Genomic DNA, 23,522 nt, shown 5'->3' on the forward strand with positions numbered 1-23,522 from the left:
GGCTTTGGCCATGTCCGCATTTCTCGACAAGATGCGTCGCCGGGCCGGTCGCTGGCTGGATGTGCGCCCCATGCCGGTCGCGCCCGAACGCGGGCTGTTCAGCCTGTCTTTCGACGATATCCCCGAGACCGCCTGGACCGAGGCGGGGCCGATCCTGGCCGAGCACGGGGTCAAGGCGACCTATTATGTCTGTGGCGGGCTGGAGAGCGGCGAGAACCTGGGCCTGCCCCAGTTCACCACCCGGCATCTGCAAGACCTCCATGCGGCGGGGCACGAGGTGGGGTGCCACACCTTCAGCCATCTGAGTTCGTTGCGGGCCACGCCCGCCGCCTATGCCGCCGACCTCGACCGGAATGCCTACTGGATCGCGGAGCGGCTGGACGGGCATCGGATGGAGACCTTCGCCTGGCCTTTCGGCGACGTGTCGGTCATCGGCAAGGCCGTGGTGGCGGAACGGTTCGGACTGGCGCGGGGGGTTCGGGATGGCGTCAACGTCGGACGCGCGGACCGGGCGGCGGTTCAGGCCATCGGTCTGGAGAGCCGCCGGCTGCCGGGCTACGACCTGGAGGCGCTGATGGCGGAGGCGGCGTCGGGGAAGGGCTGGCTGATCGCCTATGGCCACGAGGTGATGGACGGGCCGACGCCATATGGCTGCACGCCCGACGACCTGGACCGGGTGATCCGGCTGGCCAAGGTGGCGGGGCTGGACATCCTGCCGGTCGGACAGGCGCTGACGCGGGTCGGCTGACCGCCTAGTCGAGCGCCGCCGCGATCTTCGCCGCTGTGGTCTTCAGCTGATCCATGTCGGCCATGCCGGCCTGACCGTGAGACTTCAGCGGCCGGTCGGCCCAGCGCGGGATGACGTGGAAATGCAGGTGGAAGACGGTCTGGCCCCCGGCCTCGCCGTTGAACTGCATGACCGAAACGCCGTCGCAGCAGAGCGCCTTCACGACGGCGCGCGCGACCCGCTGGGTCGCGGCGACCAAGACCGCCAGCGTCCCGGGCTCGGCCTCCAGCAGGTTGCGGGCGGTCGAGGTCTTCGAGATCAGCAGGACATGCCCCTCGGACTGGGGGAAGACGTCCATGAAGGCCAGGACGGCGTCGTCCTCGAACACCTTCACCGCCGGCATCTCGCCGCGAAGGATCTTCGCGAAGACGTTGGCGGGGTCGTAGGCGGCGTGGAGCGTCATCGGGCGATCAGGCGCGGGCCGCGCCCCTCGCCTGCGCGACGCCCAGGGCCTTGAGCGCGGCGGCGGCGATATGCTCGGCGTCGAGACCGGCCTCGGCGTACTGCAGGGCCGGGTTGTCGTGGTCCTGGAAGACGTCGGGCAAGTGCAGGGTGCGGATCTTGAGGCCCGCGTCCAGCGCGCCCTCACCGGCCAGGAACTGAAGCACGAAGGCACCGAAGCCGCCCATGGCGCCTTCCTCGATCGTGATGAGGGCCTCGTGCTCGCGCGCGAGGCGGGTAATCAGGTCGTGGTCCAGAGGCTTGGCGAAGCGGGCGTCGGCGACCGTGGCCGAGACGCCGTGGGCGGCGAGGATGTCGGCGGCCTTGAGCGTCTCCTGCAACCGCGTGCCGAAGCTGAGCAGGGCGACGGCGGTCCCTTCGCGGACGATGCGGCCCTTGCCGATTTCCAGAGGGGCGGCCAGTTCGGGGATCTCGACGCCCACGCCGTCGCCGCGAGGATAACGGAAGGCCGAGGGACGATCGTCGATCTCGCAGGCGGTGGCGATCATGGCGGCGAGGTCGGCCTCGTCGGCGGCGGCCATCAGGATCATGCCGGGAAGCGCGCCCATATAGCCGATGTCGAACGATCCCGCGTGGGTGCAGCCGTCGGCCCCGACCAGACCGGCCCGGTCCATGGCGAAGCGCACCGGCAGCGACTGGATCGCCACGTCGTGGACGACCTGGTCGTAGCCGCGCTGGAGGAAGGTCGAATAGATGGCGCAGAAGGGCTTCATGCCGTCCGCCGCCAGACCGGCCGCGAAGGTCACCGCGTGCTGCTCGGCGATGCCGACGTCATAGGTGCGGTCCGGGAAGGCCTGGCCGAACAGGTCCAGCCCCGTGCCCGACGGCATGGCGGCGGTGATGGCCACGACCTTGGGATCGCGCTCGGCCCGCTTGATCAGCTCGGTGCCGAACACCTTGGTGTAGCTGGGCGCGTTGGAGACGGACTTGTTCTGCTTGCCCGACACCACGTCGAACTTGACGACCGCGTGGAGCTTGTCGGCGCTGGATTCCGCCGGGGCATAACCTTTGCCCTTTTGCGTGACGACGTGGACGACCACCGGACGGTCGGTGATGGCGGCGGCGTTCTTGAGGATCGGCACCAGGTTGTCCAGGTCGTGCCCGTCGACCGGCCCGATGTAGTAGAAGCCCAGTTCCTCGAAGAAGGTGCCGCCGGTGACCATGCCCCGGGCGTATTCCTCAGCCTTGCGCGCTGCCTCGCGGAAGGGGCGCGGCATGTGCTCGGCGACCTTCTTTCCGAACTGGCGGAAGTTCTGATAGGCGCCGCCCGAGACCTGTTTGGCCAGGTAGGCGCTCATGCCGCCGACTGGCGGAGCGATCGACATGTCGTTGTCGTTGAGGATGACGGTCAACTGGCCGGTGGTCTCGGCGGCGTTGTTCATCGCCTCATAGGCCATGCCGGCCGACATCGACCCGTCGCCGATCACGGCCACGACCTTGTTGTTCTTGTTCTGCTGGTCGCGCGCGGCCGCGAAGCCGAGGGCGGCCGAGATGGAGGTCGAGGCGTGGGCCGCGCCGAAGGGGTCGTATTCGCTCTCGGACCGCTTGGTGAAGCCGCTGAGCCCGCCACCCTGGCGCAGGGTGCGGATACGGTCGCGTCGGCCGGTCAGGATCTTGTGCGGATAGCACTGATGCCCGACGTCCCAGATCAGGATGTCGTCCGGCGTCCGGAACACATGGTGGAGCGCCACTGTCAGCTCGACGACGCCGAGCCCGGCCCCGAGATGGCCGCCGGTGGTGGAGACCGCGTCGATGGTCTCGGCCCTGAGTTCATCGGCCAGTTGCCGCAGCTGAGCCGCGTCGAAGCCGCGGGTGTCGGCGGGAATGCGGACCTTGTCGAGGAGAGGCGTATCGGGCATCGGGAAATCGGTACCTTGGTTTCTTGTCGTTGCGACGCCGGCCCCGAGAGCCGACGTCCTCCCTATCAGGACCGACGGTTTAGCACGAAGTCCACACTCGCCTTGAGGTTTTCGGCGTCGGTGCCGAACACGTCCAGATGGCCACGCGCCTGATCGGCCAGGTGCGCGACGCGATGCCGCGCCTGATCGACCCCCAGCAGGGTGACGAAATTGGTCTTGCCCTGGGCCGCGTCCTTCTGGGCCGCCTTGCCCAGCTCGGCCTCGTCGCCGTCGAAATCCAGCAGGTCGTCGACAATCTGATAGGCGAGGCCGATGTCGTGGGCGAAGTTGGTCAGGGCCTGCTGATGCCGCTCCTCGGCCTTGGCAACGATCAGCGGGATCTCGAAGGCATAGGTGAACAGGGCCCCGGTCTTGAGCCGCTGCATCCGCGCGACGCCCCCCAGGTCGTCGCGCACGCCCAGCAGGTCGATCATCTGGCCTCCGGCCATGCCGCGCGCGCCCGAAGCCAGAGACAGCCGGGCCGCGAGCGCGCAGCGGACCTCGGCGTCCTCGTGGGTGTCCTTGTGCAGGATGATGTCGAAGGCGGCGGTCTGGAGCGCGTCGCCGGCCAGCACGGCCGTGGCCTCGTCGTAGGCCCTGTGCAGGGTCGGCCGGCCCCGGCGCATGTCGTCGTCGTCCATGCAGGGCAGGTCGTCGTGGACCAGGCTGTAGGCGTGGACGCATTCCAGGGCGCAGGCGGCGCGCAGCACCGGCCGCTCCTCGATGTCGAACAGGCGCGACGCCTCCATGGCGAAATAGGGCCGCAGGCGCTTGCCGGGTCCGAGCGCGGCATAGCGCATGGCCTCAGTCAGGCGGGACTCGGGGCCGTCGGCGCGGGGCAGCAGTTCGTCCAGCGCGACCGTGACCAGATCGGCGACCTCGGCCACACGCTCGGCGACGGTCTGGACGGGGGCGTTGGCGGCGAGGCGCATCAGAACAGTCTCCCGCCGTTGGGCACATCGCGATCGACGCCGACCAGCACGACCTCGCCCTCCGCGTCCGGGAACCCCAACGTCAGCACCTCGGACATGAAGGGCCCGATCTGGCGCGGGGGGAAGTTGACGACCGCCGCGACCTTGCGGCCGGTCAGCTGGGCGGTCGTGTAGTGGCGGGTGATCTGGGCCGATGACCGCTTGACGCCGACATCGGGCCCGAAGTCGATCGTCAGCTTGTAGGCCGGCTTGCGGGCCTCAGGGAACGGCTCGGCGCGGACGACCTCGCCTACGCGCACATCGACCTTCATGAAGTCGTCGAAGGCGATGCGTTCGGCGATCGCTCCCATCAACCGAACTCGGCGGGTTCGAGGCCCCTGGCGGCGCCGTCGGAGCCCACGACGATCTTGTCGACGCGAAGCTGCGCGGATTTGAGCCGGGCCTCGCAGTGTTCCTTAAGCCGCGCGCCCTCCTCATAGAGGGTAATGGATTCCTCCAGCGGAGCCTGACCGGACTCCAGGCGCGAGACGATGGTCTCGAGGCGCGAGAGGGCATCCTCGAAGGACAGGTCGGCGGGAACGGGGGACGCGGGCTCTGACATCGTCACAGACCCTAGAGGGGCCGCGCTTTCGCTTCAACGGGGAAGCGTCAGCCGCGCTCGTAACGGCGCTGGCTCCAGTATTTGAAGCCCTGGTTGTGGACGAGGCTCCAGCCGTCGGCCTTCAGGCGGCGGCCGACCATGTGGTTGAAGTAGCCGTGGGCCAGGACCAGCACGTCCTCCCCGGCCTCGGCGCGGGCGATGAGCAGCTGGGCGGCGCGCTCGGCGCGGGCCTCGGCCTGGGCCCGCGTCTCCTGGCCGTCGTGATGATCGAAGGCGTGCCACCAGACCCGGGCCACCGCGCCCCAGTATTTTGGGGGCAGCTTGAACCAGCTGGGGAAATGCGGCGGCGGAAGCGGGGCCTCGATGAACAGGACGTCCGAGACGACGTCACGGCCCGCCGAGACGGCCACGGCGGTCTCCTGCGCCCTCTGCCGGGTCGAGGCGAAGATGACCCCCGCGCCCTGGGCTGTGGCCAGAAGGTCGGGCGGCGGGGTCTGACCGGCCAGCAGGCCGCCTTGTTCGTATTTGGCCCACCAGGCGCGGTACTGGTCCGAGGTCAGATAGCATTTGCGCGACAGGGCCGGTTCGCCGTGACGGGCCAGGGTGATCGAGCCGACGCGGCCTGGCGTCGCGCGCACGGGAGGGGCGGCCGGCTCGGGCACGGCGAGGTCGATGCGATCCTTGTGGAGAGTATCGGGGCTCATGGCGCGAGGGTTCGGCGGCGACGCCTTCGGTCCTCAATCCTCCCCCAAAGCCCGCACATGGGCGGCGGCCGAACGGCCGAGCCCTTCGAGGTCGTAACCGCCCTCCAGCGAGGACACAACCTTGCCGCCGCATCGACGCCGCGCGACCTCCAGAACCGCCCGCGTCGCCCAGGCGAAATCCTCGGCCTCCAGGCTCTGGTGGGCGAGCGGATCGCGGCGATGGGCGTCGAAACCGGCGGAGATCAGAATCAAGTCGGGCTCGAACGCATCGAGCGCCGGCATCAGTCCGCCGGCGAAGGTGGCGCGCCATGATTCGCGCGCGGCATGGGGTTCGACCGGCGCATTGACGACATTGCCGACGCCCGTCTCATGCGCCGCGCCCGTGCCGGGATAGAGCGGCATCTGGTGTATGGAGGCGAAGAACAGGCTGGCGTCCGTCTCGAACGCGGCCTGGGTGCCGTTGCCGTGGTGGACGTCGAAATCGACGACGGCGACCTTGAGCATGCCGAGCGACTGGGCCACGCGGGCGGCGATCGCGACGGAGGAGAACAGGCAGAACCCCATGGCCCGATCCGGTTCGGCGTGGTGGCCCGGCGGGCGCACGGCGGCGAAGGCGCGGGCGGTCTCTCCGGCGGACACGGCCTTGACCCCGTCGATGACCGCTCCTGCCGCGAGCCGGGCGGCGCGCACGCTTCCGGGCGACAGGATCGTGTCGGCGTCCAACTGGGCCAGTCCGTCCCGTGGAGACGCCTTGAGAATGCGGGCGACGTAGTCAGCCGGATGGACCCGCTCCAGATCGGCGACCTCTGCCTCGGTCGCGGCCCGCCGATCCAGCGACAGGTCCGCGTCGTCCAGCGCGGCGAGCACGGCGGCGAGACGCTCGGGCCGTTCGGGGTGGCCGACGCCAGGGGCATGGTCGGCCATGTCGGTATGGGTGAACAGGGCGACGGACATGGCGGCGGACACTAGGCGGAGTCCTCACGCTTGTCGCCAGCCACATGGGGCCCTATTCGCCCGCCATGACCGACGTCGTGATCCGCGCCCCGACCGCCGCCGATGCCGAGACCCTGGGCGCGCTCGGGCGGCGGACCTTCATCGACACCTTCGTGACCGGGTTCGGCATCCCCTATCCGGCCGACGATCTGGCGGTCTTCCTCGACGCCAGCTTCAGCCCGCAGGCGACGGTGCGGAGGCTGGAGGAACCCGGCGCGGCCTGGTGGCTGGCCGAACGCGACGGCGTCCTGCTGGCCTTCGCCAACGCCGGGCCGAACACCCTGCCCCATCCGGACGCGCGCCCCGGACACTCCGAACTGCGCCGCCTCTATGTCGCGGGCGAGGCGCAGGGGGTGGGTCTGGGCACCCGGCTGCTGGCCCTGTCGCTGGATTGGATGGAGGCCAACACCGACGGCCCCCTGTGGATCGGCGTCTGGAGCGGCAATCTGAAAGCCCAGAAGCTGTACGCCGCCCACGGCTTCGAGAAGGCGGGCGAGTATCAGTATCCAGTGGGTGCGTGGCGCGACGACGAGTTCATCCTGCGCCGGGGATAGGCTATGGTCGCGCAATGACCCGCGACGAACTGCTGGCCAAGCTGCGAGAGTTGAAGCCCTGGCTGGAAGAACAGGGCATCGTCAACGTGCGCCTGTTCGGCAGCTATGCCCGCGACGAGGCGGGGCCGGACAGCGACGTGGATCTGCTGGTGGATATCGCCAAGCCCTTGGGCTTCCGCTTCTTCGGCATCGAAGATGATCTGTCAGAACGTCTAGGCGCGCGTGTCGAGATGATGACAAATCGCGCGCTGCAGAATCCCTACGTCCGACACACGGCGGAGCGCGACGCGCTTGTGGTCTGAACGCGACGTCGCTCTTGTCGAAGAAATTCGGATGGCGCTGGCCAGCATCGCTGACCTGATTGAAGGCGAAGACCGGGAGGCGTTTCTGGCCGACAAGGCCAAGCCACACGCACTGGCCATGTTCTTCGTCGTTTTGGGAGAAGCAGCCAACAAGATCGGTCCTGCGGTTAAGGCTGCCTATCCCGACCTAGCCTGGGGATATGCGGCCAAGCTCCGGCATCTCATCGCTCACGAGTATCAGAGGATCGATCACCAACAACTCTGGGAGTTTGCAACCTTGGACGCCCCCGACATGCTGGCGCACCTCCCGCAGCCGCCCGTGGAAAGGCGTCTCTGATGCTCCTCCCCTTCTTCACCGCCCTGAAGGAAGCGCGGGTTCCCGTCTCGATGAAGGAATGGCTTCATCTGATGGAGGCCATGGACAAGGACGTGGCCGGTGGCCGGGTCGAGGACTTCTATCACCTGTCCCGCGCGGTCCTGGTCAAGGACGAGAAGCACTACGACCGGTTTGATCAGGTCTTCGGCACCGTTTTCAAGGGCATCGAAACGGTCGGCGCGGGCGAGGAACCGACGCTGGACGTGCCCGAGGACTGGCTGCGGCTGCTGAACGAGAAATTCCTGACCGACGAGGAAAAGGCCGAGATCGAGGCGCTGGGCGGCTTCGAAAAGCTGATGGAGACGCTCAAGCAGCGGATGGAGGAGCAGCAGAAGCGCCACGAGGGCGGGTCCAAGTGGATCGGCACCGGCGGCACCAGCCCCTTCGGCCACGGCGGCTACAACCCCGAGGGCGTGCGCATCGGTGGGCCGGGCAAGCAGGGCCGCGCGGTCAAGGTCTGGGAGAAGCGCGAGTATCGGAACCTGGACGACACGGTCGAACTGGGGACCCGCAATATCAAGGTCGCGCTGCGTCGTCTGCGTCGGTTCGCGCGCGAGGGCGCGGCCGAGGAACTGGACATCGACGGCACCATCGACGGCACGGCGCGCCAGGGCTGGCTGGACATCCAGATGCGGCCGGAGCGGCGAAACACCATCAAGGTGCTGCTGTTCCTGGACGTCGGCGGCTCCATGGACGGCCACATCAGGCTCTGCGAGGAGCTGTTCAGCGCGGCCCGGACCGAGTTCAAGAACCTGGAGTTCTTCTACTTCCATAACTGCCTCTACGAGGGCGTGTGGAAGGACAACCGGCGTCGCCACGCCGAGAAGATCCCGACCTGGGACCTGCTGAACCGCTACAACGGCGACTGGCGGGCGATCTTCGTCGGCGACGCGACGATGAGCCCATACGAAGTGACCATGCCCGGCGGCTCGGTCGAGCACTGGAACGAGGAGGCCGGGGCCGTCTGGATGCGCCGCGCCCGGCTGCAGTGGGACAAGTCGGTGTGGCTGAACCCGGTGGCCGAACGGTACTGGAGCTATACAGCCTCGGTCGGTCTGCTGCGGGAGATCATGGACGCCCGCATGTATCCCCTGACCCTGGACGGACTGGACAAGGCCATGCGGGCCCTGACGCGCTGAGGTCGATAGGCGGTCGCGGAAACGGGCGTTTCATGCGAGGATCGCGTGCCTTGCGAAGGACCAGACCATGCTGACGATGTTCGCCGTGATGCTCGTCCTGCAGCAGTCGCCCGGAGCGGTGGTGTGGGAAACGCCGTCTGCCGAGCCCGCGCCGGCGGTCCAGCCCGCCGCCGCCACCCCTGACCTGCCCGACTGGGCCGTCGCTGACCCGTTCGCCTGGGAGCGGTCGCAGTGCAGTCCGCTGGTGCGGGGCCGCGAGACCATCGAGACCTGCCAGGCGCGGGTCCGGAGCGATCTGGCGGCGGTCCTGGGTGACCGTCTGCCGGCGGGCCTGCGGCCGTCCGACGCCCCCACACCCTGTCGGGCGACCCCAGACGCCGACGGCTCCTTTCCCGTGGAATGCCGCGAGCCGGAACGACGGGTCGTCGACGCCAATCCCATCCAGGACCAGATCTGCGAAAGCCGGCCCCGGCGCGAAGGCGGGGCGGTCGCCTTCGTCACCGAATGCCGTCCAGCCGGGGCCCCAGCCGATCGGAACGGTCTGTCGATCCGGATTCCGGTCGGCGACTGAGACCCACTTGACCTTCCCTCGCGTCACCGTGAGACGTTCGTTTCCAAACAGGACGGACTCTCCATGGCGCGCTCTGACCTTATCGTCCGTGACCTGACGGCCCCGGCCGCCGACGGCTACACCCTGTCGATGCGACTGATATCGGCGATCGATCCGACGCACGCCGTTCTGGTCACCTCGGGCACCGGCTTTCCGAAGGGGTTCTACGAGCGGTTCGCGCGGCACTTGGCCGGACGGGGCGCGGCGGTCCTGACCCATGACATGCGCGGCGTCGGAGGCTCGCGCCCCGAGGATCTGGCAGCGATGCGGATGACCTATGAGGACTGGGGCCGGCTCGACATGCCCGCCGCCCTGGAGGCCCTGATCGCCGAGGCACCGGGTGTGCCCGTCAGCCATGTGGGCCACAGCGTCGGCGGACATTTCGCGGGCTTCATGCCCAACCATGCGAAGATCGGAAGGCACGCCTTCGTCGCCGTCGGCTCGGGCTACTGGCCCAAGCATCCGCTGAGCTACAATCCCGTGGAGGTGTTCTTCTGGTGGGGCTATGGCCCGTGGAGCCTGGCGCGCCACGGCTACATCAAGGGCGGAAACGTGTGGCGCGGCGCCGACCTGCCGCGCGGGGTCTTCATTCCCTGGCGGCGGTGGTGCCACGACCCGCGCTATTTCGGCGAGCGGCTGTCGAGCGAGCTGAAGCCCAACCATTTCGCCGAGGTGACCGCACCGATCCGGTCCTGGATCTTCACCGACGACCCGATCGCCAACGTCCGCACGGGGCCGGACATCCTTAAGGTCTATCCGAACACCCCGTCGGAACTCGTGGTGCGCAAACCCGCCGACTATGGCGTCGCCCGCATCGGGCACGAGGGCGCGTTCCGGCGCGGCATGGAACCGGTCTGGGACGAAATCGCGGGCTGGCTGACCGGTGAGGTTACGAGAGCTTAAGTTGACGTCGTTCGGTGAACGGTCGCCCCTGACGTCCAGGAGGCCGCCATGCTGATGACCCTGACCTTGATCGCCGCCCTTCAGACCGCCCCGGTCGCGCCGCCTGCGCCCATCGATTGCAGCGATCCCGACCACCGCGCTTTCGACTTCTGGCTTGGCGACTGGGACGTGCGCCAGACGGGGAGCGAGGCTGTGGTCGCCCATAGCGTCATTTCCTCGACCGCCGGCGGCTGTGCGATCGAGGAGGACTATCGCCAGACCGTCGGACCAGGCGGCGCGCCGCTGACCTATCACGGCGTCAGCTTCAGCGTCTTCGACGCCCGGCGGGGCGAGGTCTGGCGGCAGTTCTACATCGACAGCGGGGGCGGCGTGACGGTGTTCGAGGGCGGCGTCGGCGACGGCGCCATGGTGCTGGTGGCATCAGGCCAGCCCGGCGCGATGCAGCGGATGACGGTGGCCGCGCAGGCCGACGGATCGGTGCGGCAGCAGGGAGAATCGTCCACCGACGGCGGCGCAACCTGGACGCCGGGATACGACTTCACCTACCGACGCCGCTGAGGACACCCTAGATCAGGGGCTCTCTTTCAAGACGCCGGAGCCCCTACCATGACGCAGCAGGCCAGCATCACCGTCGATGGCCAGACCCTTCCGCTTCTCGGTTTCGGCACCTGGCAGCTGGAGCCGCAGGACGCGCGGCGCATGGTCGCCGAGGCTCTCAGGATCGGATACCGCCACATCGACACGGCCTGGATCTACAAGAACGAGGCGGCGGTCGGCGACGGCATCCGCGATTCCGGCGTGGCGCGCGACAATATCTGGCTGACGACGAAGATCTGGGTCGCCCATTTCGAGCGTGACGCCCTGCTGCGACAGGCCGAGGAATCGGCGACCAGCCTGGGCTTCACGCCCGACCTGCTGCTGCTGCACTGGCCAAAGGTGACGCCGTCGATCCCCGACACCATCGCCGCCCTGAACGAAGCCAAGGACCGGGGCCTGACCCGCGCGGTCGGGGTGTCGAACTACCCATCGACCCAGTTCCGCGAGGCCCAGTCGGCGTCGGATGCGAAGCTGATCACCAACCAGGTCGAGTACCACCCCTACCTGTCCCTGAAGACGCTGCGGGCGACGGCGGCTGAGCTGGGGTCGTCGATCACGGCCTGGTCGCCCCTGGCCCAGGGCCAGATCGCCGACGACCCGGTGATCGGCGAGATCGCCCGGGCCCACGGCAAGACGCCCGGCCAGGTGACGCTGCGCTGGCTGATCCAGCAGGACGTCATCGCCATCCCGCGCACGACGAAGCCCCAGCGGGCGGCCGAGAATTTCGACATCTGGGAGTTCTCCCTGTCGGCCGAAGAGATGGAGCGTGTCCACGCACTGGCCAGACCGGACGGGCGCCTCGGCGACTGGATCGACAGGGACTTCGTGTGGGATCAAGACTAGGCGCAGGCACCGCCATCCATGCGCGCATCAGAGGCCGGAATGATCAAGAACAGGATGACCGCGAGGGCCTGGCGCATTCTGTTCGCCCTGGTCGGCTGGACGGGTCTGGTCCTCCAGTACTGGCTGATGCTGAACGGCGGCACGCGGTCGGCAGCGGGCACGACCGTGGTCTTCTTCAGCTACTTCACGATCCTGACGAACATCCTGGTGGCCGTGGTGCTGACCGCACCGGCGGTGACCCCCGACAGCAGACTGGGTCGATGGACATCGACCGATGCCGTGCGCGCGGCCGTCGCCATGTATATCGCCGTCGTCGGGCTAGTGTATCACGTCTTGCTGGCCGGGACCTGGAACCCGCAGGGGCTGCAGCTGATCGTCGATCAGATCCTGCACACGGTGATGCCCATCGCCTTCGTGCTGGATTGGCTGCTGTTCACAGCCAAGGGCCGGCTGAGATGGATCGATGCCGGCAAATGGCTGGCCTATCCCCTGCTCTATGGGGTCTGGACGGTGATCCATGGACAGCTGATCGGCTGGTATCCCTACTGGTTCATCGACATCGGCGCGCTCGGCTGGACCAGGGCGATGACGAATTTCGGGGCGCTGCTGGTCTTTTTCCTGGTGCTCGGGTTGGTGGTCGTGGCGCTGGACAGGGGGCTGTCGCGCCTCGGCCGGGGCGACCCGGACCTGATCCGCGAATAAGGCTCAGTGCGGCGCGACGAAGGCGTGGACGATCAGCATCATCGCCGCCAGGAACAGCGCCAGCCAGGTCAGCAGGATGCCGAACACCCGCGCCATCGTGGCCCGGTCGCCGCGCAGGCCCGCCGCATGCAGGACGCGCCCCAACAGGAGCGGCACGCCGACCATGTGAATGCCGACCGCGGGCATGCCCAGAACGGCCAGGATGGCCATGGCGCCGACCCCTACAGGAATGTATTCGGCGGCGTTGCCGAACACCCGGCTCTTGAGCGCCAGGTCGGGGTCGCCACCGTCGCCGAGCACGACCCGCCGCGACCGGCGCGTCAGGGCGACCCGCATCGACAGGATGACCAGCAGGAGCAGCAGCAGGCCGCTCCACAGCGCGGCGGCTTCCGCGCCGCTCAGGCTCCCGTCGAATGCCATCCTCAGCCCTCCCGACCGACCGGATACAGTCGGTAGCGGTCATCATAGAACGGAGTTCGCGCATAGAACCACTGCAGCCGCGCGTCGCCGTTCGCCGCGAAGGCCGGGTCGGCGGCCAGATAAGCCTCGAACTCGGCTTTCAGACCCGGATCGGCGGCCATCATGGCCTCGGCCAGGGGCGCGATGGCGTAGCCCTCGATGTATTCGACGCGGCTGAGGACCTCGGGGACCAGACCCCAGGCGAAGACGCTCTCGCTGGACTGGGGCTCCAGCAACAGGACCGCGAGATCGCCGAGCGGCTGATCGGTCGGGACGCGAACCGAACCGGGGGCCCAGGTCCAGTCACGGTCTTCGGCCTCCACCGTCTGGACGCTCATCTGGACGTGACCCTCGTTGGCGCGAGGGGCGATCACGGGGTCGATGAGGCGAAGCATGGAGACCGAAACGGTGCGCTGCGTCTCCAGCGTCTCCATCTGCAACCCGTGAATCCGCAGCCGCTCGATCAGATCGGCGCGGTGGGCGGGCACCCAGTAGGCGGTCGGGCGACGCAAGGTCAGCGACGCACGCGACCCATAGTACGGCATCTGCCACAGTTCGGGATCCGGCCGACCCAGCCAGCGGATCTCGGTGCGGCCGGACGCCGGGCTGTCGTAGGTCTCGTACAGCACGCCCTTGAAGGCGCGGGTCTCGATCGGCGTCGGATCGGGGACGAAGTTGGCGAGGATTTCAGCGGGACGCAGGGTCCGGTCGACGGCGACGGCAGCGCGCACGGCCGCACCCTCCTCGGCCAGCAGGCGCATGGACGCCTCGATCAGCACATAGGTGCCCAGCACCCTCTGTTCGTAAGGCTTCAGGCTGTGGTTCTCGATCAGGACGGTCGGCACATGGGCGGCCGCGCCCCAGCCGTTGGAGAACCGCTCGCCCAGGCCGCCGTCGGACAGGCCGGCCCGGGGGTCGTCGCCATCGACGCCGAAGACCAGGGGGCCGGGAATGTGCCCCTGCCCTTCGAGGGCCGCGTTGATCGCCGGCTTGAACCGGTCGTCCAGCCATTCCGAGATCGCGGGGGAACGGGAATAGACCCCGTCCTCGCCGTTGAAGCCGAAGGTGATGTCGTACTGGTAGTCCATGCCGTCGGTGACGTGGATGTCCAGATAGAGGTCCGGATCGAGTCTGTTCATGAAGGTCCGCAGGGCCCGCATCTCGGGCTGGTCCAGCTTCAGGAAGTCGCGGTTCAGGTTCTGGTTGGTGGCAGTGTTTCGCCAGCCCTGGATGCGCGGCCCGCGCTGGTTGGGGCGGGAGTAGGCGCTGGCGCGCTCATGGCCGTCGACCGACAGGATGGGGATCAGGACCAGATTGATGTCGTCGATCAGGCCGCCCTTGTCGCCGAAGGCGATGTCGCGCAGCAGCATCATTCCGGCGTCCTTGCCGTCGATCTCGCCGGGATGGATGCCGGCCTGGGCCAGCAACACCGGCTTGGCCGGATCCAGCGTCGCCCCGTCGCGGCTGGCAATGACGGCATAGATCGGACGGCCCTCCGGCGAGACGCCGAACTCCTCGATGCGGATCAGGTCCGACGCCGCGTCCAGCCGGTCGAACCAGGCGCGAGTCGTGGCGTAGTCGGGGCTGACGTTCCGCTGGGGGTCGCGCTCGAAGTCGGTGATCCAGGGGTTCGTGGCGTCGGCCAGCAGCGCGCGGCTGGCGCCATGCCACTCCAGGGCGGGGGGCAGGAAGGCCGTATCCCAGGGGGCGAGATTGCGAACGGACTGGGACATGGCGGGACTCGACGACAGGGCGGCGGCGAGGGCCGCAAGGACAAGGGCGTTGCGCATGGCCCTTCGTCGTCCGATCCCGTCCATCTGGCAAGCCTCAGACGGCCGGCGACCACACGCCCGAGGAGAACAGCAGGTATCCTGCCCGCACCATGTTCCACAGGGTGTAGGCGAGGACGAGGACCAGAGCGCCGATCACCACCCCGCGCCGAGGCGCGAACGCGGCCGTCGCAGTGCAGGCCGCGAACAGGACGACGCCGAAGATCAACCGGGGCGTCCAGAAGCCGGCCCAGGCCGGGTCCGCCAGCGCCAGCAAGCCGAGCAATATCCACACCATGGCGTTGGCCGCCAGAACGCAACCGAACACCACCCGTCGATGCGCCCAGAAATGCTCGTCGAGGTCGATGCGCGTCTCGACACCCTCGGCGGTCACGCGCGGGAAGGTGACGCTGGCGGCGACGTAGAAGGTCGCGGCGATGACCAGCCCGATCAGCAAAAGGGCCGGGTTGAACGGCGCCTCCCGAAAGAACCGCCACGCCTGATTCCAGAATGTCGCCAGGTCGATGGCCACGAACAGCGCCAGCAGCGGCGTCAGCCACCCGAACCGCACGCGGTGCCGTTCGTGCAGCAGGCGCGCGAACCCGCCGGTCAGCTCGGCCACCGACAGTCCGAGCAGAAGGCCGTAGAAGCTGAAAAAGAACTCGAAGTCGCTCATGGCGGCCCCCCGACACGACAAGCAGCCAAGCTAGGTGGCGAGCGCCGTCTCGTCATCTGCGGAGTTCACTCGGCGAACATCTCGCGCAGAACTGCCAGCACACGCGATGTCGTGTGGGCATCCATCCGGCCAAGACGTTTGATCATGCGAAGATGGGAAACGGTGCGCACCTGGTCGACCAGGGCAAGGCCATCGCGGAAAAACCTCACGCGGGGACGAAAGCGGGTCACGCGCGCCTTGGACGTCAGCGGCACGATGGCGGAGATGCGATACGGGCCGGCGTCCGGCGGCGAGACGATCAGGCAGGGGCGCGTCTTGCCTTGTTCGCTTCCCTCGACAGGATCAAGCCGGACCAGCCAAACGTCTCCACGCTCGATCAACGGGGATCGCGCTCGTTGGCGGCGAGCGCAGCCTCAAGCGCGGCGATCTCCTCGTCCGTCCAGTCAGGCCCCAAGGCTTCTTCATCCGTTTCGCTAGTCAGGTCGGCCTCCAGCCATTCCCGATCCTCTTCCGACAGACCGTCCGCCGCCAGAGCCGCGAAATCCTCGGCCCAGCCCTCCCGAACCTTTCGCTTGGCCGGAACGATGCTGATCTTGCCGGTCTCGTAGATGAACTCCACCGCGCCGCCCTCCGCGACGCCGAGCGCCTGAAGCGCGGGCTTGGGCAGGATCACGCCCTGGGAGTTGCCGATCTTGCGGATGGACGTGGGCATGGCGGGCTCCGTTAGAACGAAGTTATAACACGATCGACGCGCTACTTCCAGATCGGCGCCCCGTCACCCGGCAATCCGAGGCTGTCCCACATCTCCGACACCCGCTCGACCACAGCGTCGTCCATGCGGATCTCCTCGCCCCATTCGCGCCTGGTCTCGGGCGGCCATTTGTCGGTGGCGTCCAGGCCGATCTTGGAGCCCAGGCCGCTCTCGGGACTGGCGAAGTCCAGGTAGTCGATCGGGGTGTTCTCGATGACGGTGATGTCGCGGGCCGGGTCCATCTTGGTGGAGATGGCCCACATGACGTCCTTCCAGTCGCGGGCGTCGATATTGTCGTCCACGACGATGACCCATTTGGTATACATGAACTGGCGCAGGAAGCTCCAGACGCCGAGCATGACCCGCTTGGCGTGGCCGGGATAGGCCTTCTTCATCGACACCACGGCGATGCGGTAGCTGCACCCCTCGGGCGGCAGCCAGAAGTCGGTGATCTCCGGGAACTGGGCCCGCAGCAGCGGGATGAAGACCTCGTTCAGCGCCTCGCCCAGCACGCTGGGCTCGTCCGGCGGGCGGCCGGTGAAGGTGGTCAGATAGACGGGGTCGCGCCGCATGGTGATGGCGCTGACGTGAAAGACCGGGAAGGTCTCGACCGAGTTGTAGTAGCCGGTGTGGTCGCCGTAGGGGCCCTCGGGCGCGTGCTCGTCCAGCAGGACGTGACCCTCCAGCACGATCTCGGCGCGGGCGGGCACCATCAGCGGCACGGTCTTGCAGGCCACCAGCTCGGCCTTCTGGCCCCGCATCAGGCCAGCGAACTGATACTCCGACAGGGTGTCCGGCACCGGCGTCACGGCGGCCAGGATGGTGCCCGGATCGGCGCCGAGCACGACGGCGCAGGGCAGCGGGCCGGTCTTCTTCTTCTTGTGCCGGGCGTAATGCTGGGCCCCGCCGCGATGGGTCAGCCAGCGCATGATCGCCCGGTCCTTGCCCAGCACCTGCATGCGGTAGATGCCCAGGTTGAAGTCGTCCTCGCGGTCCTCGCCAGGCCCCTTGGTGACGACCAGGCCCCAGGTGATCAGCGGCGCGGGCTCGCCGGGCCAGCAGGTCTGGATCGGCAGGGCGGTCAGGTCGATCTGGTCGCCCGTCAGCACCACCTCCTGCACCGGGGCGGACTTCACCACCTTGGGCCGCATCGACATGACGGTCTGAGCGAGCGGCAGGAGCTCTATCGCCTCGCCGAAGCCGCGGGGCGGCGTCGGGTTCTTGAGGAAGGCCAGCAGTTCTCCGACCTCGCGCAGCTCCGCCGCCGTGGTGCGCTGCTTCTTCTCCAGCGTCACGCCCATAGCGACGCGCTTGACCGTGCCGAACAGATTGGCCAGTGCCGGGATGGGGCTGATCGAGCCGTCGGGCATCACGGGCTTTTCGAACAGGACCGCCGGGCCGCCGTTCCGCAGCAGCCGCGTCTGGATCTCGGTCATCTCCAGCACGGTCGAGACGGGCTCGGTGACGCGCACCAGCTCGCCCTGCGCCTCCAGCACCGCCATGAACTCGCGCAGGTCTCTGTATGCCATGAGCGGGTGGTAGAGCCGCCCGGCGTCGCTGGGAAGCCCACGACGATTGCGGCACAGGCGCGCGTCGGCCATATGCGGCCCATGCCTGACAGTTCCGCGCCCGCCGACCTTCTGCACGATCTTGTCCGAGACGCCCTGAAGGCCGGAGCCGACGCCGCAGAAGCGGTCTCGTCCGAGCGGGCCTCCCTGTCGGTCGGGGTACGCAACGGCGCCCTGGAGGACGTGGAGCGCGAAGAGAGCCGCGATCTGGGCCTGCGAGTCTTTGTCGGGCGGCGTCAGGCCACGGTGTCGGCCTCGGACCTGTCGCAGGTGACGCGCACGCGGCTGGTCGAACGGGCCGTGGCCATGGCGCGTCTGGCCCCCGAGGATCCCTACAACGACCTGACGCCAAGGGAGCGGCTGGCGCGGGGGCCGTTCGCCGAGCTGGACCTGTACGACCCGACCGAGCGCTCCGCCGCCGAGCTGGAGGCGGTGTCACGCGAGGCCGAGGCGGTCGCCCTGGCCACGCCCGAGATCGCGCGGTCCGAGGGCGCCGGAGCTGGCCACTCCTCTTCGCGCTGGCGGCTGGTGACGTCGGAAGGCTTCGACGGCCACTATGCCGCGACGAGTTTCTCGCTGAGCGCCAGCGTCATCGCCGAGCGCGACGGGGCCATGGAACGCGGTGGCGAAGGCCGTTCGACCCGACATCTGTCCGACCTGCCGTCGCCCGAGGCCATCGGGGCCGAGGCCGGACGGCGGGCGGCGGCGCGGCTGGGGCCCCGAAAGATCGCCTCGACCACCGCGCCGGTGATCTTCGACCGCCGAATCGCCACCCAGGTGCTGTCGCCCCTGATCGGCGCGATCGGGGGGCCATCGGTGGCGCGGGGCACGTCGTTCCTGATGGGCCGGATGGGTCAACAGGTTCTGGCCGGCGGCGTCAGCGTCATCGACGACCCCTTCCGGGTGCGCGGTATGGGATCGACGCCGTTCGACGACGAGGGGTCGCCGGTCCAGCGTGTCGCCCTGGTCGAGGATGGGGTGCTGAAGACCTGGCTGCTCAACCGGGCTTCGGCCGCCCAGCTGGGCCTGGAGACGACGGGCCACGCCTCGCGCGGCTCGGCGGGACCTCCGGGGGTCTCGACCCACAACCTTCATCTAACGCCTGGCGACAGGGACCAGGCGGGACTGATGGCGGACGCGGGCACCGGCCTGGTCGTCACCGGCATGTTCGGCCCCGCGCTGAACCCCAACACCGGCGACTGGTCGGCGGGGGTCCACGGCTTCTGGTTCGAGAACGGCGAGATCGCCTATCCGGTCAGCGAGATCACGGTGGCGGGCAAGCTGGCCGAGTTCATGATGCGGATGGTGCCGGGATCGGACCTGGAGTTCCGCGGATCGGCCAACAGCCCGTCCCTGCTGATCGACGGCGTCGCCATCGCCGGCAAATGAGCGGCCTGAACGACGATCTGGCCCTGATCCGCGAGGCCGCGCTGGAGGCCGGGACCCTGGCCCAGGCCGAGCGGGCGAAGGGGCTGAAGATCACGTCCAAGGTCGGGGGATCGCCGGTCACCAGCGCCGATCTGGCCGTCGACGCCCTGCTGAAGGACCGGCTGCTGACCGCGCGGCCGGATCACGGGTGGCTGTCGGAGGAAACGCCGGACACGGCCGACCGGCTGACCAGGCGCCGCATCTTCGTGGTCGATCCGATCGACGGGACCGTGGCCTTCATGAAGGACAGGCCGTGGTGGTGCGTGCCCATCGCCATCGTCGAGGACGGAGCGCCCGTCGCCGCCGTCATCCATGTGCCCGCGCTGAACGAGACCTTCGAGGCGACGGTCGGCGGCGGGGCGCGGCTGAACGGGCGACCGATCGCGGCCTCGGACGTGGACACGCTGGACGACGCGGCGGTGCTGGCCGACGCGCGCCTGATGGAGGGGCCGCACTGGCCCGAGCCCTGGCCGGCCATGCGCTATGAGAAGCGCAACGCCCTGGCCTATCGCATGGCGCTGGTCGCCTCCGGGGCCTTCGACGCCGCCATCGCCCTGACGCCGAAGTGGGACTGGGACGTCTGCGCCGGGGCCCTGATCGCGACCGAGGCGGGGGCGAGGGTGTCGGATCACCACGGACGACCCTGGCGGTTCAACCGGCCCGACCCGCGTCAGGCCAGCCTGGTCTGCTCCGCGCCGGCGCTTCACCCGTTGATCCTGAGGCGGACCGCGTCGATACCGTTGGCGATCTAGGCGGCGGGTTCGTCGACCAAGTCCAGGCGACGCTCGATGCGGGTCACGTCGTCCCGCAGGCGATCAAAGGACATCTGTAGCCGAGCATCGGCCTCTGCAAGGAAGCCCAAGTCGCGGCGAACGGAGGCCAAGCCGACCTCGACGGCCGAAAGCCGTTCTTTCACCTCACGCACCTCTCCAGCCAAGGCATCGACCTTGGCGTCGATACGGCGGAGATAGACGAGGACGAGGTTTTCAGGTTCGTCGGCCATATCGGCATAATGCCTGATCAGCCGATTTCCGCCAAATCCTTGATCCCAAGCGACCCTGCGCCTATCCCGCTGCGCCAGTAAGCCCCCTCCCCCGGACTCCCGCCATGACCGACGCCCCCAACACCGCCGACCCGCAACTGCTTCATCTCGTGATCGGGGGCGAGCTGCGCCATCTGGACCAGCCGGTGTTTCGGGACCTGTCGCAGGTCGAGTTCGTCGGCGCCTTCGGCAACTACGCCGAGGCCAAGGCGGCCTGGAAGGCGCGGGCGCAGGCGACGGTGGACAACGCCCACATGCGGTACTTCATCCTGCACGCGCACCGTCTGATCGACCCGCGCGGCGACGCCTGATCGCCGGGGCCGATGGTCGCGGCGAGGAACCGCGCCGCAGACCCCTGCGCTGTTTGGGTCTAGACTGGACCGCATGACAGGAGCGATCCCATGACACCGACCTTGATCGTTCTGGCCTTCCTCGCCCTCGGAGTGGGTATCGTCGCCTTCGCCACGCGCGGTCCCAGGTCCCGCGTGGACGCGCAGGCGCACGAACAGGACACGGCGTGGGGGGAGCCGCCCGCACCGTCGGAGACGACGTCGGACCCCTTCGCGCACGCACCGAAGCCAGACGCGACCGTTACCCCGGCGCGCGAGACGGAGCGCCAGTCATGACCCTTTTCGGCACCACCCTGGACGGCATGCAGATCGCGCAGCTGGTCGGGCTGCTGGCGGTTCTGGCCCTGTGGATCTTCGCCTTTCGCGGCGCGCGCGGCTATGAGCGTTGGGTCAAGGGTTGGTCGAACGAGAAGAAGGCCGAGGCGACCAAAAAGAACGAGGCGCCCAAACGGACACCCACCGGCCCCTGGGGCTGAGGCCTATTCCCGCTTCAGCAGCCGCTCCGTCAGCAGGGTGCCCCACCAGTTGGCGCGGAACTCCCGTCGCATGGCCTGGGGGTCGTAGGCTTCGCTCTCGACCCACTCCATGAAGCCGACGCCGGTCGGCTCGATGTCGCGGACGTAGGTCTCCAGGAAGTGGTCCAGCACGCCCGTCAGCCCCTCGCGGCTGTGCAGGTATTTCTTCGACAGCTCCCGCATCGCCTGCGAGATCGGCTCGCCCAGATGGAAGTGGCGATAGAAGACCGCCATCAGACCGGCCCGGTCCGCGCCGGACTTGCAGTGGATCAGGGCGGGATATTCGATCGTGGCGAACAGGTCGCGGGCGCGGCGGACGCGGTCCTTGCCGGGCGGATCGCGGCTGTCCAGCGGGGCGTCGATCAGCGTCAGCCCCAGCCGGTCGCAGGCGGCCTTTTCCAGCCAGTAGTAGCCTTCGTCCCTCTGCCCCCGCAGGTTGATGACCGTGCGGATGCCGCGTTTCGCCCAGCCCTCCAGCTGGCGCGGCGAGGGCTGGTTGGTGCGGACGAGGTCCGGCCCCAGCCAGTGGGCGTTCGAAAACGCCAGCCGCAGGAAGGCGTGGTCGTTCCAGAAGAAGTCCCGCTCCGCCGCCCGGCGGCCCGCCTCGGTGCTGATGTCGAACCGGCTGGTCATGAGGCGAGCACATAGAGACGCCGGACGACGCCGTCATCCCGTTGCGATGCGTGGACGGATCGCTTGACTTGGCGGGCGGGCCGTCCGACCTCGGGCGGATGACCTCGTCCGCCCCGTTCGCCCAGCCCACGGACGCGCCCGCGCGCGGGCTGCTGGGCCGTGTCTGGCGCGACTACCTGTCCCGTCGCAAGGCGCCGTTGATCCTCTCGCTGGTCTGCGCGGCCATCGCAGGCGTCAGCGCGGCGACGGTGCTGCAGCTGCTGCAGCCGGCGATCGACGGCATGTTCCTGGGCCGGCCCGTGACGGTCGCGGGCGTCTTCGTCGTCCAGCCGGAGAACGCCCCGATCGCCATTCCCGCCGTCATCATCGGGGTGGGCCTGATCTGGACCCTGGCGGCGCTCGGCCAGGCCGCCCTGGTCAACCGGCTGGGCCACGGCATCGTCGGGGACATCCAGGTCCGGCTGTTCGGAGCCATGATCCGCGCCGACCTGGCCCGGTTGCGCAGCCAGCACTCCGGTGCCTTCGTCTCCAGCGTGCTGTTCGACGCCAATCTGGTGCGCGAGGCCTTCACCAACGGGGTGGTGAACTACACCCAGCACGCCCTGACCCTGACCGCCGTGCTGCTCTACATGGCCTGGCTGGACTGGCGGCTGACGCTGATCGTGCTGTTAGGCGCGCCCCTGATCGCCTGGGTCATCCGACGCTTCGGCAAGCGGATGCGCAAGGCCACGACCGGGGCCATGGTCGAGACCGAGAACCTGTCGACCGCCCTGATGGAGAACCTGGACGGCGTTCGCCTCATCAAGATCGAGAACCGTGAGACAGCCGAGGAAGCCCGCGTGGCGGAAGTCGTGGGGCGTCGCCAACGCCACGTCATCAAGTCGGCCGACAGCCGCGCCTTCGCCGGGCCGCTGTCCAACCTGGTCGCCATGCTGATCGTCGCCGCCGTCATGGCCTACGCCGGGTGGCAGGCCAGACAGGACCAGATGACGGTCGGAGCCTTCGCCGCCTATGTCGGGCTGTTGATGTCGGCGGGCCAGTCGCTGCGTCAGGTGACCAATCTTCAGACGGTCATGGCCGAGGGTCTGACGGCGGCGAGGCGGCTGTTCGGCGCGCTCGATATCGCGCCGGAAATCAGGGAGGCACCGAGGCCGAAGCCTCTAGCCCAGGGACCGGCGACCGTGGTCTTCGATCGCGTGTCCTTCGCCTATTCTGCCGCCGCGCCGACCATCACGGACGTGTCCCTGTCGGTGGGGCCGGGCGAGACCGTCGCCCTGGTCGGGCCCTCGGGCGGGGGCAAATCGACGCTTCTGAGCCTGCTCCCGCGCTTCTACGACGTCACGGAGGGGGCGATCACCATCAACGGGGCCGATCTAAGGGGCCTCTCGCTGAGCGACCTGCGCGACCGCATCGCCCTGGTGACCCAGGAGCCCTTTTTGTTCGACGACACGATCGCCGCCAACATCGCCTATGGCCGGGCCGGGGCGACGACCGCCGAGATCGAGGCGGCAGCGCAGGCGGCAGCGGCCCACGACTTCATCGCCGCCCTGCCCGAGGGGTATGCCACCCGCGCGGGCGAAGGGGGGCTGAGGCTGTCGGGCGGTCAGCGTCAGCGGATCGCCATCGCCCGGGCCTTCCTGAAGGACGCGCCCATCCTGTTGCTGGACGAGGCGACCTCGGCGCTCGATACCGAGAGCGAGGCCCTGGTGCAGGCGGCGCTGGAGCGGCTGATGGCGGGCCGATCAACGTTGATGATCGCCCACAGGCTGTCCACCGTGCGCCACGCGGACCGGATCCTGGTGCTGGAGAGCGGGCGCATCGTCGAGAGCGGCACGCACGCGGCCCTGATCCGACAGGGCGGGCTCTACAGTCGGCTGGCCCGGCAGCAGTCGCTGGACGGAACGCCGCCCGTCGCCACGGTCGCCTGA

Annotated in this window: 31 protein-coding genes; 16 read left to right on the plus strand and 15 right to left on the minus strand. The window is 68.6% G+C overall.

The window, feature by feature from the left end:
* Positions 1-10 precede the first annotated feature (10 nt).
* Positions 11-748: a polysaccharide deacetylase family protein gene (locus tag ABN401_RS13860; RefSeq protein WP_349685452.1), complete on the plus strand. Its 738-nt coding sequence runs from the start codon at positions 11-13 to the stop codon at positions 746-748.
* Positions 749-752: 4 nt separating this feature from the next.
* Here the strand turns inward: ABN401_RS13860 and ABN401_RS13865 are convergent, their stop codons facing one another.
* The 7 genes from ABN401_RS13865 to ABN401_RS13895 all read right to left on the minus strand — a co-directional run bounded on the left by ABN401_RS13865 (position 753) and on the right by ABN401_RS13895 (position 6,338).
* Positions 753-1,190 carry an HIT family protein gene (locus tag ABN401_RS13865; RefSeq protein ID WP_349685453.1) on the minus strand — a complete coding sequence of 146 codons (438 nt, stop codon included), beginning with the start codon at positions 1,188-1,190 and terminating at the stop codon, positions 753-755.
* A 7-nt stretch (positions 1,191-1,197) separates the two neighbouring features.
* Positions 1,198-3,108, minus strand: coding sequence for a 1-deoxy-D-xylulose-5-phosphate synthase (gene dxs / locus ABN401_RS13870; RefSeq protein ID WP_349685454.1), 1,911 nt, complete (start codon positions 3,106-3,108; stop codon positions 1,198-1,200).
* A gap of 65 nt (positions 3,109-3,173) precedes the next feature.
* Positions 3,174-4,079, minus strand: coding sequence for a polyprenyl synthetase family protein (locus ABN401_RS13875; RefSeq protein WP_349685455.1), 906 nt, complete (start codon positions 4,077-4,079; stop codon positions 3,174-3,176).
* Positions 4,079-4,429, minus strand: coding sequence for a tRNA-binding protein (locus tag ABN401_RS13880; RefSeq protein WP_349685456.1), 351 nt, complete (start codon positions 4,427-4,429; stop codon positions 4,079-4,081). The genes ABN401_RS13875 and ABN401_RS13880 overlap by 1 nt, the downstream gene beginning before the upstream one ends.
* Positions 4,429-4,680: an exodeoxyribonuclease VII small subunit gene (locus tag ABN401_RS13885; protein WP_349685457.1), complete on the minus strand. Its 252-nt coding sequence runs from the start codon at positions 4,678-4,680 to the stop codon at positions 4,429-4,431. Before ABN401_RS13885 ends, ABN401_RS13880 begins: the two co-directional genes overlap by 1 nt.
* Before the next feature lie 47 nt (positions 4,681-4,727).
* Positions 4,728-5,384 carry a histidine phosphatase family protein gene (locus tag ABN401_RS13890; protein WP_349685458.1) on the minus strand — a complete coding sequence of 219 codons (657 nt, stop codon included), beginning with the start codon at positions 5,382-5,384 and terminating at the stop codon, positions 4,728-4,730.
* A 33-nt stretch (positions 5,385-5,417) separates the two neighbouring features.
* Positions 5,418-6,338: a histone deacetylase family protein gene (locus ABN401_RS13895; protein WP_349685508.1), complete on the minus strand. Its 921-nt coding sequence runs from the start codon at positions 6,336-6,338 to the stop codon at positions 5,418-5,420.
* A 65-nt stretch (positions 6,339-6,403) separates the two neighbouring features.
* On the opposite strand from ABN401_RS13895, the gene ABN401_RS13900 reads away from it, so the two are divergent.
* From ABN401_RS13900 to ABN401_RS13940, 9 genes are all read left to right on the plus strand, one after another.
* Positions 6,404-6,931 (plus strand): GNAT family N-acetyltransferase, encoded by a 528-nt coding sequence (locus tag ABN401_RS13900; protein WP_349685459.1) that lies wholly within the window; start codon positions 6,404-6,406, stop codon positions 6,929-6,931.
* Between the two features lie 14 nt (positions 6,932-6,945).
* Positions 6,946-7,233, plus strand: coding sequence for a nucleotidyltransferase family protein (locus tag ABN401_RS13905; RefSeq protein WP_349685460.1), 288 nt, complete (start codon positions 6,946-6,948; stop codon positions 7,231-7,233).
* Between the two features lie 31 nt (positions 7,234-7,264).
* Positions 7,265-7,570 (plus strand): HepT-like ribonuclease domain-containing protein, encoded by a 306-nt coding sequence (locus ABN401_RS13910; RefSeq protein ID WP_349685461.1) that lies wholly within the window; start codon positions 7,265-7,267, stop codon positions 7,568-7,570.
* Positions 7,570-8,748 (plus strand): vWA domain-containing protein, encoded by a 1,179-nt coding sequence (locus ABN401_RS13915; protein WP_349685462.1) that lies wholly within the window; start codon positions 7,570-7,572, stop codon positions 8,746-8,748. The genes ABN401_RS13910 and ABN401_RS13915 overlap by 1 nt, the downstream gene beginning before the upstream one ends.
* Before the next feature lie 67 nt (positions 8,749-8,815).
* Positions 8,816-9,319, plus strand: a complete 504-nt coding sequence (locus ABN401_RS13920) for a hypothetical protein (RefSeq protein WP_349685463.1) — start codon at positions 8,816-8,818, stop codon at positions 9,317-9,319.
* A 63-nt stretch (positions 9,320-9,382) separates the two neighbouring features.
* Complete coding sequence (locus ABN401_RS13925) at positions 9,383-10,261, plus strand: alpha/beta hydrolase family protein (protein WP_349685464.1); 879 nt, start codon at positions 9,383-9,385, stop codon at positions 10,259-10,261.
* Positions 10,262-10,309: 48 nt separating this feature from the next.
* Positions 10,310-10,819 carry a hypothetical protein gene (locus ABN401_RS13930; RefSeq protein ID WP_349685465.1) on the plus strand — a complete coding sequence of 170 codons (510 nt, stop codon included), beginning with the start codon at positions 10,310-10,312 and terminating at the stop codon, positions 10,817-10,819.
* A 48-nt stretch (positions 10,820-10,867) separates the two neighbouring features.
* Positions 10,868-11,701 carry an aldo/keto reductase gene (locus ABN401_RS13935; RefSeq protein ID WP_349685466.1) on the plus strand — a complete coding sequence of 278 codons (834 nt, stop codon included), beginning with the start codon at positions 10,868-10,870 and terminating at the stop codon, positions 11,699-11,701.
* A gap of 39 nt (positions 11,702-11,740) precedes the next feature.
* Positions 11,741-12,403 carry a Pr6Pr family membrane protein gene (locus ABN401_RS13940; RefSeq protein WP_349685467.1) on the plus strand — a complete coding sequence of 221 codons (663 nt, stop codon included), beginning with the start codon at positions 11,741-11,743 and terminating at the stop codon, positions 12,401-12,403.
* 3 nt (positions 12,404-12,406) lie between these two features.
* On the opposite strand, the gene ABN401_RS13945 is transcribed toward ABN401_RS13940, so the two are convergent.
* The 6 genes from ABN401_RS13945 to ABN401_RS13970 all read right to left on the minus strand — a co-directional run bounded on the left by ABN401_RS13945 (position 12,407) and on the right by ABN401_RS13970 (position 17,587).
* On the minus strand, positions 12,407-12,823 hold the full coding sequence (locus tag ABN401_RS13945; RefSeq protein WP_349685468.1) for an MAPEG family protein: 417 nt from the start codon (positions 12,821-12,823) through the stop codon (positions 12,407-12,409).
* A 2-nt stretch (positions 12,824-12,825) separates the two neighbouring features.
* Positions 12,826-14,652 (minus strand): M14 family metallopeptidase, encoded by a 1,827-nt coding sequence (locus ABN401_RS13950; protein WP_349685469.1) that lies wholly within the window; start codon positions 14,650-14,652, stop codon positions 12,826-12,828.
* 37 nt (positions 14,653-14,689) lie between these two features.
* Entirely contained in the window at positions 14,690-15,307 is a 618-nt protein-coding gene (locus ABN401_RS13955; protein ID WP_349685470.1) for a hypothetical protein, read from the minus strand.
* A 65-nt stretch (positions 15,308-15,372) separates the two neighbouring features.
* Positions 15,373-15,687, minus strand: a complete 315-nt coding sequence (locus tag ABN401_RS13960) for a type II toxin-antitoxin system PemK/MazF family toxin (RefSeq protein WP_349685471.1) — start codon at positions 15,685-15,687, stop codon at positions 15,373-15,375.
* Complete coding sequence (locus ABN401_RS13965; RefSeq protein WP_349685472.1) at positions 15,684-16,019, minus strand: AbrB/MazE/SpoVT family DNA-binding domain-containing protein; 336 nt, start codon at positions 16,017-16,019, stop codon at positions 15,684-15,686. Before ABN401_RS13965 ends, ABN401_RS13960 begins: the two co-directional genes overlap by 4 nt.
* Positions 16,020-16,060: 41 nt before the next feature.
* A complete protein-coding gene (locus ABN401_RS13970) occupies positions 16,061-17,587 on the minus strand; it encodes a UbiD family decarboxylase (RefSeq protein ID WP_349685509.1) in 1,527 nt (508 codons plus the stop codon).
* An 81-nt stretch (positions 17,588-17,668) separates the two neighbouring features.
* Between ABN401_RS13970 and ABN401_RS13975 the strand changes: the two genes are divergently transcribed.
* A complete protein-coding gene (locus ABN401_RS13975; protein ID WP_349685473.1) occupies positions 17,669-19,015 on the plus strand; it encodes a TldD/PmbA family protein in 1,347 nt (448 codons plus the stop codon).
* A complete protein-coding gene (locus ABN401_RS13980; protein ID WP_349685474.1) occupies positions 19,012-19,806 on the plus strand; it encodes a 3'(2'),5'-bisphosphate nucleotidase CysQ in 795 nt (264 codons plus the stop codon). The genes ABN401_RS13975 and ABN401_RS13980 overlap by 4 nt, the downstream gene beginning before the upstream one ends.
* Here the strand turns inward: ABN401_RS13980 and ABN401_RS13985 are convergent.
* Positions 19,803-20,057 carry a hypothetical protein gene (locus ABN401_RS13985; protein WP_349685475.1) on the minus strand — a complete coding sequence of 85 codons (255 nt, stop codon included), beginning with the start codon at positions 20,055-20,057 and terminating at the stop codon, positions 19,803-19,805. The genes ABN401_RS13980 and ABN401_RS13985 overlap by 4 nt on opposite strands.
* A 104-nt stretch (positions 20,058-20,161) precedes the next feature.
* Between ABN401_RS13985 and ABN401_RS13990 the strand changes: the two genes are divergently transcribed.
* From ABN401_RS13990 to ABN401_RS14000, 3 genes are all read left to right on the plus strand, one after another.
* Positions 20,162-20,407 (plus strand): DUF4170 domain-containing protein, encoded by a 246-nt coding sequence (locus ABN401_RS13990; RefSeq protein WP_349685476.1) that lies wholly within the window; start codon positions 20,162-20,164, stop codon positions 20,405-20,407.
* A gap of 90 nt (positions 20,408-20,497) precedes the next feature.
* Positions 20,498-20,722 (plus strand): hypothetical protein, encoded by a 225-nt coding sequence (locus ABN401_RS13995; protein WP_349685477.1) that lies wholly within the window; start codon positions 20,498-20,500, stop codon positions 20,720-20,722.
* Positions 20,719-20,922, plus strand: coding sequence for a hypothetical protein (locus ABN401_RS14000; protein WP_349685478.1), 204 nt, complete (start codon positions 20,719-20,721; stop codon positions 20,920-20,922). The genes ABN401_RS13995 and ABN401_RS14000 overlap by 4 nt, the downstream gene beginning before the upstream one ends.
* A gap of 3 nt (positions 20,923-20,925) precedes the next feature.
* On the opposite strand, the gene ABN401_RS14005 is transcribed toward ABN401_RS14000, so the two are convergent.
* Positions 20,926-21,594, minus strand: a complete 669-nt coding sequence (locus tag ABN401_RS14005; RefSeq protein WP_349685479.1) for a protein tyrosine phosphatase family protein — start codon at positions 21,592-21,594, stop codon at positions 20,926-20,928.
* A gap of 98 nt (positions 21,595-21,692) precedes the next feature.
* Here ABN401_RS14005 and ABN401_RS14010 point away from each other — a divergent pair, with 98 nt between their 5' ends.
* Positions 21,693-23,522 carry an ABC transporter ATP-binding protein gene (locus tag ABN401_RS14010; protein ID WP_349685480.1) on the plus strand — a complete coding sequence of 610 codons (1,830 nt, stop codon included), beginning with the start codon at positions 21,693-21,695 and terminating at the stop codon, positions 23,520-23,522.

It is taken from the genome of Brevundimonas aurifodinae (assembly GCF_040195595.1).
GTDB classification, from domain to species: Bacteria; Pseudomonadota; Alphaproteobacteria; order Caulobacterales; family Caulobacteraceae; genus Brevundimonas; species Brevundimonas aurifodinae.